Origin of the sequence: Streptomyces sp. KLMMK, from assembly GCF_036961605.1 — a bacterium.
In the GTDB taxonomy this organism is placed as follows: Bacteria; Actinomycetota; Actinomycetes; order Streptomycetales; family Streptomycetaceae; genus Streptomyces; species Streptomyces telluris.
The window spans coordinates 25,529-37,609 of record NZ_JBAMDC010000019.1; the positions used below are offsets into that span (position 1 = coordinate 25,529).

Sequence of the window (12,081 nt, forward strand, 5' to 3'; positions counted from 1 at the left end):
GAACACGGGGTGTGACATGCGATTTCACTGGTTCCTTCCCACCGCCAGCGACGGTAGGTCCCTGACCGTGGGGACCCGCGGAACACACGGGCCGCAAGCCGGCACCGGCCCGGGGATCCGCCCGGGAGCGGACCGCTTCCGGGCACCGACAGTCCGCTATCTCGCCCAGATCGCCCGGGCCGCCGAGGACGCCGGCTTCGACGCGGTCCTCACCCCGACCGGGACCTGGTGCGAGGACGCCTGGCTGACCTGCGCCGCGCTCGCGCAGCAGACCCAATACCTGAAGTTCCTGGTCGCCTTCCGGCCCGGCTTCATCGCGCCGACCCTGGCCGCGCAAATGGCCTCCACGTTCCAGCGCCAGTCCGGCGGCCGGCTGCTCCTCAACGTCGTCACCGGAGGCGAGCGCAACGAGCAGGCCCGCTTCGGCGACCACCTCTCCAAGGCACAGCGCTACGCCCGCACCGCCGAGTTCCTCACGGTGCTGCGCGGCGCCTGGAGCGGCGAGCCCTACACCTTCCGGGGCGAGCACTACGACGTACGCGACGCGACCGTCCTGGCACCCCCGGACCCACTGCCCGAGCTGTACTTCGGCGGGTCCTCCCCGCAAGCGGGGCCGGTCGCGGCCCGCCACGTGGACACCTACCTCACCTGGGGCGAGCCGCCCGAGCAAGTGGCGGAGAAGATCGCATGGATACGCGCTCTGGCCCAGCAGCATGGCCGGGACCTGCGGTTCGGAATCCGGTTCCATGTGGTGGCCCGGGATACCTCCGCGGAGGCCTGGGCCGCGGCCGAACGCCTCATCGAGGGCATCGACCAGCAGCACATGGTCCGGGTGCAGAGCATCCTGGCGTCCAGCGAGTCGACCGGCCAGGCACGGATGAACGCACTGCATGAACGATTCCGGGACGGGGGGAGGACCTCCGACCTGGAGATCTACCCCAACGTCTGGGCCGGGGTGGGGCTGCTGCGCGGCGGCGCCGGCACCGCACTGGTCGGCAGCCACACCGAAGTCGCGGACCGCATCGCCGAGTACGCGGCGCTCGGCATCGAGGAATTCATCCTGTCCGGATTCCCGCACCTGGAGGAGGCGTACTGGGTCGGCGAGGGCGTGCTCCCCGAGCTGCGCCGAAGGAACCCGGCCTCGGGGGACCGCCCATGACTCCCGCGAGCGTCCGGCAGCTGTCTACCCGGCACACGGCCAAGGAAGGGGCGACGTGAAGAACATCCTGGTGATCGGGGTCGGCCCCCACGCCCGCAGGACCCACCTTCCGGCGCTCGCGGCCGGGCAAGGCGCCGGACTCGTCGGCACCGTCACTGGCGTGGACATCCCCGCAGCACAGGCCCCCTTGACCGGCGGCACGGATCGCGACGGCCCGTCCCTGCCCGTAGTACTGATCGATCCGTTCGACCCCACGCTCCGCGACCTTCCGCACGCCGTACGGAGCGTCCTGGACACCGTGGTACGCCGCCGCGGCATCGACGCTGTGGTGATCTCCACCGAACCCGCCTATCACCTGGCCTACACCCGGTGGGCGCTGGAGCACGGCCTCAGCGTGCTGCTGGACAAGCCGCTGAGCGTGCACGCCCACTGCTCGTCCGACCCCCGGCGGGCGCGCGCCATCCTCTCCGACTACGAGGAGATCCTCGCGTGCTACCAGCAGGCCCGTAAGCACCACCCACAACTCCTGGTGAGCGTGCTGTGCCAGCGGCGCTACCACCCCGCGTTCTGGCGCATGCGGGACCTCATCGCCGAGGTCGCCGAAGAGACCAACTGCCCGGTCACCTCCATCCAGTCCTTCCACAGCGACGGGCAGTGGCGGATGCCGGACGAGCTGATCGACATCACCTACCACGGCTTCGACCAGGGGTACGGAAAGTGCGCCCACTCCGGCTACCACTTCTTCGACATCGTGCCGTGGCTCCTGACCGCCGGCGAACGGAGCGGCAAGGAGCTCGACACCGTCGAGATACACGCCCACGTCACCCGACCCGCAGATGTCCTGGCCCAGCTGGGCGTCGCCGACCACGAGCGGCTCTTCCCCGGCTTCGCGGCCCGCAACCCGTACACCCTGCACAAGCTGCGCACGGCGACGGCCCGCTTCGGGGAGGTGGACGCCTTCCTGTCCATGGCCTACAAGAGCGGCGGGCACGCCATGACGCTCGGCAGCCTCAACCTGGTACACAACGGCTTCTCCCAGCGCGGCAACCTGACCCCCGCAACCACCAGCCTCTACAAGGGCAACGGCCGGGTACGCCACGAGACCCACATCATCGAGCAAGGCCCCTTCCAGGCCCTCCACTTCCACTCGTTGCAGACCCTGGGCAGCGCTCCGCCGGGCGCGGACCCCTACGCGCTGGGCAGCGAAAATCATGTTGAGGTGCACGTCTTCCGCAACGACCAGCTCCGCCCGGCCTGGACGAAGCACACCGCCCTCGGCTATGAGGCGCTGACCACCACGTGGGGCTCCGAGATGGCGGTACCAACGCAGGAATCCTCCCGGCAGCGTGCCATCAACGAGTTCCTCGAGTACCTCAACGGCCGGGTGCCCCGCGAGCGCATGCTCTCCGAGCTCACCAGCCACCGCCGGGCCTCCACCCTGATGGCAGGGGCATACCTGTCGATGGCGAACCAGCGCGCCGGCACCTCGCCGGTGACCACGCTCGGCTTCCGGACCACACCCCTGCCCGAGTCCTCACTCCTCCCGGCCCAGAGCAGGGCGGGGGCCGCACGGTGAATCAGTACCCACCGAAACCACAGCTGACCCTGCCGACCCTGGGCGCACTCCTGGGCGACGCCTCACCGACGGTCCTCAACGACTGCGCCCGGCATACGGGACAGATCTCCCGGATCGAACGGGCGACCGGAGGCAACGTCAGCCACGTCTTCCGAGTCGACGGCCACCGCGGCAGCGTGATCGTCAAAGTCCGCCGCGACCGCTTCGCCCAGATACCCGCCCTGCGCACCGACCCAGCGCTCATCGCCGACGAACGCCACGCCTTGGAGGTCTACGGAGCCGCGGTGCCCGGGGCCTTCCCCCGGGTGCTCGGCTTTTATGCCAAGGCGCACGCCATGATCCTCACTGACGTCTTTCCCGACCGCCGCACCTATCACGAGCACCTGAACCGACGCCCGGCCACCACCGCGGAGACAGCCCGCCTGGGCAGCACCCTGCACCGCATCCACCAGGCCACCCGTCAGGTCCGCGCACCGATCCGTTCCCAGGGCGATGTGTGGTTCCGCGAGCACACCTTCGACTTCTGTCTTCGCGCCCGAGGGCACCAGGCCCTCGACGAGACGTGCGAGGAACTGCCCGGCCAGCCGGGTCAGCAGCTGATCCTCGGAGACCTCGCCCCGAAGAACCTCAGCCTGGCGGCCGGCAGCGTCGCCCTGTGCGACCTCGACAACGTCCACCGCGGCTGGCCGCCGTACGACGTCGCCTACTTCCTGGCCCACCTGCTGATCCACCACCTCGCACGGCCGCACCACCTGCCCGCTCTCGTCCAGGCTCTGCTCGCCGGCTACTTCGGCGCACAACCACCCAGGCACGCCGACGGGATTCTCATGGCCAAGATCGCCGCTGGGGTGATCCTCTACCGGCTGGCCAACGACACCATTCCCTACCCGCTGGCACAGCCGCCCGCTCTGGCCGAGCGTTACCGCAACCGGGTCCTCAAACTTCTCGACACCGCCGTGTTCGACGTGCAGGACCTCGTGCACGCCGCCGAACCCGGGAGGACCGCCCCATGACCTCACGCCTTTCCCGGCCTCCAAACGAGGGGGACCAGGCAGCCCTGGCCACCCTCCGCGCCCACGGCTACCACGTACCCGACATCCAGTCCCTCGCGCATGACCAGCGGGCCTTCGCCGTACGGGCCCCGGCGCGCCGACGCACGCTCGCCCCCGGAATCCGCCTCCAGACCGCAAGCGTGGACCTGGGCGGCGACTGCTTCACCAACGTTTTCACCCTCAGGGCCGACCTGGATCTGGCCCGAGCCGAAGTCGTCTCCGCCGCCGACGGCTTCCACCTGCGCGACCATGTCGGAGCAGATGCGGCGCTCGCAGCTGTCAGCGGTTCGTTCTCCTTCATCTCCGACGACCCCTCCTACCAGCCGGCCGAACCCTGCCTCGACTTCTGCTGCCGGGCCGGAGAGATCGTGAGCCTGCCCACGGCTGCCAAGCCGGCCTTCCTCGTGCACCGCGGCCAGCCATTGATCGACACCCTCAACGCCACGGGCACGCTGAGCCTTCAGGGGCAGCCCCACCGGTGGATCGGCTCGAAAACTCCGCGCCCCGGCGACAGGCACCGGCCCGGAGCGTTCACGGTCTTCGGTGCCGCCAACTGCCGGGTCCGCTACCGCGACCACCCACGCACGGGCTTCATCCGCCACGTGCAGCCCACTTCCAACATCACCCCACTGGACCCCTCAGTCATCGACGGCGTGGTGTCCTGGAGACCCGGGGCCGGGCACCGGGTGACATCGGTCCACCCAGGAGGCGGTGCCGATCTCTTCGCGGGGAACTTCGTCCTGCGAGCAGAGTGCACGTGGGCCGGCCACCTCGAGCCCGGCGCGCGCGTGGAGATCAACGAAATCGACGGGCTGGACGTGCGGCACATGGAGTGCGGCGTCTCCCTCGGGCCAAGCGTCGCCGACGCCGCCCGCGGACTCACCACAAGCTACGACGAGTGCCTTGGCGCCTCGCCGTTCCGCGACGCACGCTACGCCCGAACCCTGATCGCTCTCCACGGGCCTGATCTCGTACACCTGGTACTCGACGGCGCCCCGCTGTCGTACCCCTTCCGCGGCGTCACCCCCCGAGAGGCAGCGGCGATCTGCACGGCCGAAGGACTCGACCCACACAGTACGTACCACCTGGACGGCGGCGGATCGTCCAAGATCGCATTCCTCGAAGAAGGCACGACCCGAGTCCTCGGCAGCATGCACTACCTCAAATGGCCCAGCAGCCCCGACGAGCCTTTTCGCTGGCAGGGCCTCGACGGCCGGGTCCTGCGCAGCGGCTTCACCGTGAAGCCCAGTCGACCAGAAGGAGAAACATGACAACCGTACTCGTCGTGGTGGCCCATCCCGACGACGCCGAGATCGCCATGGGTATGCGGATGCACTGGTACGCACGCACCGGCGCCAGGATCCGAGTGCACTGCCTGACCACCGGAGCACGCGACCACACGGCAAGGCGGCGGGAAGAGTGCCTGGCCGCCGGAGCCATCCTGGGCGTGCACCAGTACACCTTCTCGTCCATCCCCGACACCCGCTTCGCAGAGCATCGCGGAGAGATCAACGCCGACCTCTTCGACGTATTCCACGAAACCCGCCCCGACGTCGTATACACCCACTACCCCGGCGACCAGCACCTCGACCACAGCACAGCCGCGGAAGACGTAACCGCAGTCGCCCTACGAGAAGCCACGAACCTGCGGTACTTTCGCTCGCCCTACAGCACCGGATTCGAACCCACAATGTTCTTCATGGGCACCCCAGAGCTGCTGGACGCCAAGATGCGCGCGCTCAAGTGCTTCGCCTCACAGCATCAGCTCGACATGGACGTCTTCCGGAAGCTGGCTGAGGTGGCACACCGCCAGTACGTGCACCACCGAGTCATGGAAAGACTCCCACAGGAAAGCACCTGTGCCGAATTATTCACGATCGCGCGACAAGTAGACATAGCCGACCAGGCCAACATCACGGCTGCTACATGAAGAGTGCCCTACAGAGCAGACAGTTGGGTCGGGCAAAACAGGCCAGACGGAGCTGCATACGGATTGGCTGACGTGCCGGGCTCGCAGGCGAGCCAGCCCCTCGCCAGCATCACGTAGGAAGAATGCGCAACGGGAGCGCATAGCTGTAAATTCGGATCATGAACATGCCGCATCAGCAGACGAGTGCCCCGTCCGGACAGCCCCCGGTCCCGCCCTTCGGCCCTGCCGAGGACAGGACTGGCGTGTGGAGGCGCGGCTGGGTTCCGATGGTGGCTGGTGCTGCTGTCGCCTCGGTTCTCTGGGGTGGGTTTTTGACGCTGTCAGACAGCTCCTCTACGGATACCCGCGGCTACAGGGTCGGCGCAAACTTGTGTGACGACGCGCCATCCGAAGCGCTCAATACGCTGTTCACCGTCGAGGAGGGCGAGGAGCGCCAGGGGGCAGTGCTGCGGCACTAGGCGATGGACCGCGGTGAATGCAGTGTGATGCTGAAGCCGAAGGAGAAGAAGGGGGGCATAGCGGTGCTGTTCACCCAGGTCACTCTCCACAAGAAGGTTGACCCGGGCCCTGAGTTCACCGCCAAGGCGCAGAGCGCCGGTTACCCACCGAAGAGTAAGGCGACCATCAAGACGGTCTCAGGAATCGGAGACCGCGCCTACTACACGTCCGTGGATATGGAGGCGAGCCGCATCATCACCCTGAGCATCCTCGATGGCGGAACGGAGTACTCGTCCCAGCTCACCCTGAGCAAGTCCTTCAGCGACGACACCGCGTTCCCCTACGACAGTGACAAGCTCCAGCCGCTCTTCATCAAGGACGCCAAGGCAACGCTCGCGAAACTCAAGGGCTGAGCGCTAAGCCCGCCTGGGCATCCCGTACCCCAGCAGCCCGGGCCGGCAGCACCCGCTGCCGGCGTGACGATCTCGGCGGCCAGTCGTTCACCAAGCGGGTGCATAAATGCCATCGGGCCGCCGGTCATCTCCCGGCGGCCCGACAGGCCACTCAGATGAGCGGCCACCTCGAAGCCGCGGATGAGGGGGCCCAGGTCGATCTCCTGCCCCGGCTTCGGCTGGAGTCTTCTCCTCCGCTTGCTCTGACGGTTCGGCTGGGCGTGTGTCTCTGCCCCATCGAGCTGGCGTCACGTGCCGTTGGCCGCAGGGCCGCGCATCGACGGGAAGGTCGACAGGGCGTCGCCGACGACGACGTACTCGATCTCGTCCTCGACTCGTTCTGTGGTCGGGCGAACGCCATGCGGGCCTGGTCCAGGCAGCCTCGGGGAGCTATGCACGGCAGGGGCGGCTGCCTAACGGCCTCGCGCTGGGTGACGCGTGCGCGGTAGGCCCGCAACAAACGAGCGGGCACCGGCGGCCGGTATGCGGCGATCGGTGGTTCAACGACGCCGCGCCATCCGGCGCCGAGGCGGCTGGCACGGCGCTTCCCGCAGGGCGGCTTCGTCCGGCCGCGCCCTGTGACCAGCCGACGGCGGGAGTCCGGTCATGCGTACTCCGCCATGACGGGATGTCCGGGCGGTGCCAGGTGCGGTCGCGATCCGCACCACCTGGCAGGGGGCGGAAATCCAGCCGGTCCGCCAAGGATCAGCCTCCCCCGTGTCCTTGCGGACGACGCCGGGCGGCGCTCGCGCGGGCGGCGCCTGGGGGCGCGTCAGCAGGAAGGGCCCTGGTCTGCCGCGCCGAGGAGCACGAAACTGCCGGATCAGGACTGACCGCCCCGCGCTGCGTCGATCGAGGCCTCCAGCGCAGCCATCAGGTCAACCGGATGAGGCGGCTCGGCAGGTGGCTCGAGCTGCCCGCCAGCCGCCTTGGCCTCGGCCAGGCGTTCCAGGGCGGCGACATACTGGTCGTGCTGCTCGGGTAAAGCGATTTGCGGGTCACCAGGAATGCGATGGGGCTGTGTCATTGGAGAAGGTTTCGGAGCTCAGCGGGCTGTGCCGCCTGCGACCGTTGCACAGAGGGCGTATTGCCGCGGACCGGCTCATCCAGCATGACTGTTCTCAGCTGGCCAAGTGGCGCTGCAAGTCGATGTGCCGGAATTGGTAGACCGCTCCCGCCTGGCGCAGCACGCCCCGGTGCTCATGGGCGTCGGTGAGGAAGGACATGAGATCGCGCGGGAGGTGTCGGCGCAGGGCCAGGTAGTGTCGGGCGACGGTGAACGGGCCCCAGGCGGTGGCGGAGAAGGCGATGCCTGATCCGATCCAGAGGCCGGTGACGAGTCCTGCCACCGAGCCGGCCACAGGTTGTCCGGCGAGGGCCACTCCCGGGCCCGGTCCGACCGCGGCCCCGGTCGCGAGGGTGAGCTGCCAGAAGACCCGACGGTCCCGGGCCCACAGGGCTCGCGGACCGACGGCCAGGGCCGGATCGGCCGAGCCGACGCGTAACCCGGACGCGACACCGACCCCCAGACCGATGGCAACCGCCGGAGCGGAGGCGCCCATCATGGCGATCAAGATGGCCAGGCTGAGGCTGATGGCAAGCCAGAGCCAGTTCCAGGCCCAACGGATTTTCGCCGCCGGCTGCTTGTCTTCTGCCTCGAAGGCGAGCCACAGCGGGAAAGTGAGGGTGAGCGCGAGAATGTTCCCTCCCACGAATGCGAAGATCGCGGCAGCGATTCTTCCACCGGCCCCATCCTCTGCTGTCGCGATCGCGGCCGTGATCCCGAGCCCGCTGCCCGTCAGCAGTCCGATGGGCCAGGTGATCAGTTGGGGGATGCTCGCCGGTACTGCTCGGTGAAGTTGCCACCAGGCGAGGTCGGGTGTGCCGTGCAGGGCGTGTTGCAGATGACGGGCAAGGAAGGTCAGAGCCGTGTGCGCCTGTCGCGGGGTCCAGCGGCAGGGGTAGCGCGGGTGGGGACGGTACGCGGCCGGGATGAACGCGGAGAACAAATGGGTCTCAACCGAGGCGCGGGTGGGGAAGCGTGAGGTGTCGCAGAGTTCTCCGGGGTGTGGCAGATCCGCTTCGCGCTCACCGGGACGGGGGTTGTAGATGGTTCGGGCGAGGAAGAGCATCAGCGGTGTGCGCAGCGCCTGCCCCACGGGCGTGGCCGTTCCCAGCCGGGCGGTGAGGGCGGCCCAGCGGCTGGCGGCGCAGCTCGTGCCCCCTGCGTCCCGGTGCAAGTAGGCGGTGACATCCGTGGCGGAGAGGGGGCACAGTTCGATGCCGGCGGCCCCGGCGAGCTTCACGGGTACGCCTGAGGCCGGACGCAGGGCATCGCGATACTCGGCGACGCGGCTGGACAGCACTGCGGCCTGTCCCAGCGGCAGGGCCTGGTTGATCGCGTTGAGGGCGTTGCCGCGGATTGCGGAGGGGAGCTCGTCGAAGCCGTCCAGGATCGGCAGGATCAGATGATGGTCGAGCAAGGCGCGGGCGCGGGCGACCGGCCCGTAGCGGGCCGGGGCCGGTCCTGCCAGGCTGCGGTAGTCCGCGGCGAGCCGGTCGGCCATCCATGCGTACAGGTCCTGGCGGGCCGGGTTCCACGAGGCCAGCGAGAACAACACGGGCACCGCCCGAACCGCCTGACACCCACCGCTGGGATTGTCGGCGTCGCGCTGGGCGAGCAGGCCCAGCAGCAGCCGCAGAAGCAATACGGTCTTGCCCGCACCCGGCGGGCCGAGCACCAGCAGCCGCTGAGTCGGGACGCGGCAGGTGAACATCTGGGTGATCTGAGCTCCTGACCCGGCCAGTTCCTCAGGTGTTTCGACCCAGCCCGCAGGGTCGCTGACCGGCCCGCCCGGCCAGTCAGTGGCGATCGCCCGTAGCAGCGGCCACGTCTCGACCAGGTCCTCCGAAGCTGCCTTCCAGGACACCGCGAGCGGATAGGGGTCGTTGAGCTGACGGACGCGCACCTCGGCCTCCCACTGACGACGGACGGCCTGTGCCAACTGCTCGGCGATCTCTTCCAGCCGCTGCTCGGCGGATCTCTGGGCACTCGCCCTGAATGCTGCCCAGGACAGGAACAACGGTGCCAGCGTGGGCAGCAAGGACACTGCGGTGCCGGCGATCCCCAGGGAGAAACGGTCGGCGAGCCACAATGCCCCGGCCATCCCGCCCAGCGCCAGCATCAAGTACGTCCCGCCCACACGCCAGGCCATGGACCGCTCATCCCCCATACCGGCCATCATCTCGCCGGGCAACGCCATCAGCCACCCCGCTACGCGATCCGAGCGCCAGCCAGGCCGTGCGTGACACAGACCATCGACGAGTAGGCGCCCAGACGGAGTGCGGCCAGGCGCTCAGGCGCTATGCGACACCTCTCCGATTTGTCCTTGTGCTGCCCCAAGGAACCCGTGCACCACACGTGTTGCATCCGCTACAGTGCTCGCGACCGCTCCTGAGCTGCGTAAACTCCAGTCGCTCACTCGCGGTTCCCCGGAGAACCGCCGTCCGCCTCATGGACTTCGTGGGTCCGTCCCGGGTGTTCGGTGCGCGTCGCGGGGTAGAGCTGGACAGGCAATACGATCATCCCCACGCTGATCGTCCCGGTCTATACCGGCCTCATTCTTCACCCCGGTCACCGGCACGGGCCACGGCTCGGCTCCGCACCGGCCGGCCCCGGGCCGACAAGGTCGGGTGATCACTCATGGCCTCAGCATCGCGGCCGCCCGCGCCGCGCACGCCGGAGGCCTCCGCGGGGGCCCGCAGCCGCCGCCCGTGCGGGAGTCCGCGTCTTGCGGAGTCTGGTGGGTGAGCTGCCCTTCCGCCTGGTTCAGATCCTGGGGTCCGTCGGACACGCGTCTAGGGACGTCGCCGCCGGGCAGCCCATGCGAAGCCTGTGCCGATCCCGGTGAACACCAGCCCGATCCCACCGAAGATCAGCGGCAGCAGCCACAGCGAGAGGAATCCCTTGATCCGCGCGTCCTCAGGGGCATCGGGGCGGTAGAGCACCTCGACCTGCTCACCCACCTCGTACGCCGGTGGGTTGGAACCCGCGGAGTCCCGGAACCTCCTCGGCGTGCCGTCCTCCGGCGTGAACTCGACCACCGGGTACGCCGCAGGCGCGTCGTCGCCATGTCCCGTGCGAGATCCGCCGTCGTGGTCCTCCCGCCAGTCCAGGGCCACCACCGTGCCGCCGGCACGCTGCGCATCTGTCAGGAAGGAGACCGATACCCCGGCAAAGACCAGCCCGATGACCAGGCATAGCGCTCCGACGGCGAACATCCCGAACGTGAGCGCCCGGAGAGCTCCCTGGCCTCCCTGCACACGCGTCTCAAACCGAATCTCCATGACGTCCCCCATCAACTCCTGACGAGCGAGGGGGACGCTATCCCAAGCGTCCCGGTCGCCACGCTCCCGCCCCAGACGGTCCGAACCCCGGCCGCCGCGCGCTGGCCGCCGGCCCATGCAGCTCACCAACGGCGTGACGGATCCTGCGCGGCCAGCACCGTCTGCGATGCCGCCCTGTGGGGGCTGGGATCCTGGCACCGGCGACTGGGCCCGCCGTGGGCTGAACGCAGGCTGGTCACGAGAAGGGTGTGCGGTGGGTGAGGTGAAGATGAGTCGGGCGGAGGCGGTTGCCCTGGTGCAGCGGATCATGAATGCGGACTACGCCGCGGAGGAGAAGGCGGACAACTGCACCAGCGCCGCGACGGGCCCGCTCTTCCGCCGGTGACCGGTACGGGCTCAGTCGCGGTCGACGTGTTCGCGCTTGACGCTGCCGTCGGCCGCGTCCACGTCGTACGTCGTCTTGTTCCAGTCGTTCGTCGTCACGACGTCCACCGACCACACCAGGGTTCCGTCGTCCATGTCATCCAGGCCGAGGGACGTGATCGTGCCCTTCGTCCGGCCCAGCGCGGTCGAGGCGGCGTCCTGCCAGGAGACCTTGGCCTTGCCCAGCCGGTCGGCCGTCTCCCGCCTGTCCCCGGCATCCTGGTCCGCCTCCGGGCTGGACGAGGTCACCCCGCCCGAGACCGCGTCGACGACGACGTCGCTCTCCGTGCCATCGGCAGAAGCGACCTTCACATGCCACTCGGGAGCGCCCCCCGGCCGAGCGTTTCAGGTCGCTGTCCACCAGCTTGCTGCCGGGCACCTTGCCGGTCGCCGACCTGGCCGCCTGGTCGTACCCGACCTTCGCCGCGGGTACGAGCGCCTTGCGCTCGGCCTGGTCCTCGGTCATCCCCGCGGTACCATCCGGGGAGGGCGACGTCGGCGCACCGGATGGGGAAGCCGTCGGCGAGGACGGAGGCGCCGCCGACACGGTGGTCGCCGCGCCGTCGCCCCCTCCCCCACCACCGTCGTCACCACACGCACTCACCATCGCCGCCGTGACCGCCACCGCACACACCAGGCGCACTACGCGCACTGTCCGGCCCCGGTGAACCACCCGCGTTCCGTTCCTTTCTCCATGACCGCAC

10 protein-coding genes are annotated in these 12,081 nt (G+C 69.0%); 6 read left to right on the top strand and 4 right to left on the bottom strand.

Annotation, left to right across the window (positions count from 1 at the left end; all coding sequences use genetic code 11):
- The first annotated feature begins 16 nt into the window (after nucleotides 1–16).
- The 6 genes from V7793_RS06090 to V7793_RS06115 all read left to right on the top strand — a co-directional run bounded on the left by V7793_RS06090 (nucleotide 17) and on the right by V7793_RS06115 (nucleotide 6,568).
- Nucleotides 17–1,159 (top strand): LLM class flavin-dependent oxidoreductase, encoded by a 1,143-nt coding sequence (locus tag V7793_RS06090; protein WP_335581866.1) that lies wholly within the window; start codon nucleotides 17–19, stop codon nucleotides 1,157–1,159.
- A gap of 55 nt (nucleotides 1,160–1,214) precedes the next feature.
- The gene (locus tag V7793_RS06095) at nucleotides 1,215–2,735 is read left to right on the top strand and encodes a Gfo/Idh/MocA family protein (protein WP_335581867.1); all 1,521 of its coding nucleotides are present in this window, start codon (nucleotides 1,215–1,217) and stop codon (nucleotides 2,733–2,735) included.
- On the top strand, nucleotides 2,732–3,748 hold the full coding sequence (locus tag V7793_RS06100) for a phosphotransferase (RefSeq protein WP_335581868.1): 1,017 nt from the start codon (nucleotides 2,732–2,734) through the stop codon (nucleotides 3,746–3,748). The genes V7793_RS06095 and V7793_RS06100 overlap by 4 nt, the downstream gene beginning before the upstream one ends.
- Nucleotides 3,745–5,058 carry a hypothetical protein gene (locus tag V7793_RS06105; RefSeq protein ID WP_335581869.1) on the top strand — a complete coding sequence of 438 codons (1,314 nt, stop codon included), beginning with the start codon at nucleotides 3,745–3,747 and terminating at the stop codon, nucleotides 5,056–5,058. The genes V7793_RS06100 and V7793_RS06105 overlap by 4 nt, the downstream gene beginning before the upstream one ends.
- Complete coding sequence (locus V7793_RS06110) at nucleotides 5,055–5,717, top strand: PIG-L deacetylase family protein (RefSeq protein ID WP_335581870.1); 663 nt, start codon at nucleotides 5,055–5,057, stop codon at nucleotides 5,715–5,717. Before V7793_RS06105 ends, V7793_RS06110 begins: the two co-directional genes overlap by 4 nt.
- A 485-nt stretch (nucleotides 5,718–6,202) precedes the next feature.
- Nucleotides 6,203–6,568 (top strand): hypothetical protein, encoded by a 366-nt coding sequence (locus V7793_RS06115; RefSeq protein WP_335581871.1) that lies wholly within the window; start codon nucleotides 6,203–6,205, stop codon nucleotides 6,566–6,568.
- 862 nt (nucleotides 6,569–7,430) lie between these two features.
- Here the strand turns inward: V7793_RS06115 and V7793_RS06120 are convergent.
- The 4 genes from V7793_RS06120 to V7793_RS06135 all read right to left on the bottom strand — a co-directional run bounded on the left by V7793_RS06120 (nucleotide 7,431) and on the right by V7793_RS06135 (nucleotide 11,689).
- Nucleotides 7,431–7,634: a hypothetical protein gene (locus V7793_RS06120; protein WP_335581872.1), complete on the bottom strand. Its 204-nt coding sequence runs from the start codon at nucleotides 7,632–7,634 to the stop codon at nucleotides 7,431–7,433.
- Between the two features lie 94 nt (nucleotides 7,635–7,728).
- The gene (locus tag V7793_RS06125; protein WP_335581873.1) at nucleotides 7,729–9,870 is read right to left on the bottom strand and encodes an NACHT domain-containing protein; all 2,142 of its coding nucleotides are present in this window, start codon (nucleotides 9,868–9,870) and stop codon (nucleotides 7,729–7,731) included.
- 595 nt (nucleotides 9,871–10,465) lie between these two features.
- Entirely contained in the window at nucleotides 10,466–10,966 is a 501-nt protein-coding gene (locus V7793_RS06130) for a DUF3592 domain-containing protein (protein WP_335581874.1), read from the bottom strand.
- Nucleotides 10,967–11,350: 384 nt separating this feature from the next.
- Nucleotides 11,351–11,689 carry a PepSY domain-containing protein gene (locus V7793_RS06135; RefSeq protein WP_335581875.1) on the bottom strand — a complete coding sequence of 113 codons (339 nt, stop codon included), beginning with the start codon at nucleotides 11,687–11,689 and terminating at the stop codon, nucleotides 11,351–11,353.
- Nucleotides 11,690–12,081 lie beyond the last annotated feature (392 nt).

Excerpts from the sequence above, each read along its gene's own strand:
- V7793_RS06090 (WP_335581866.1), top strand. The coding sequence starts at position 17 with ATGCGATTTCACTGGTTCCTTCCCACCGCCAGCGACGGTAGGTCCCTG.
- V7793_RS06105 (WP_335581869.1), top strand. The coding sequence starts at position 3,745 with ATGACCTCACGCCTTTCCCGGCCTCCAAACGAGGGGGACCAGGCAGCC.
- V7793_RS06110 (WP_335581870.1), top strand. The coding sequence starts at position 5,055 with ATGACAACCGTACTCGTCGTGGTGGCCCATCCCGACGACGCCGAGATC.
- V7793_RS06115 (WP_335581871.1), top strand. The coding sequence starts at position 6,203 with ATGCTGAAGCCGAAGGAGAAGAAGGGGGGCATAGCGGTGCTGTTCACC.
- V7793_RS06120 (WP_335581872.1), bottom strand. The coding sequence starts at position 7,634 with ATGACACAGCCCCATCGCATTCCTGGTGACCCGCAAATCGCTTTACCC.
- V7793_RS06125 (WP_335581873.1), bottom strand. The coding sequence starts at position 9,870 with ATGGCGTTGCCCGGCGAGATGATGGCCGGTATGGGGGATGAGCGGTCC.
- V7793_RS06130 (WP_335581874.1), bottom strand. The coding sequence starts at position 10,966 with ATGGGGGACGTCATGGAGATTCGGTTTGAGACGCGTGTGCAGGGAGGC.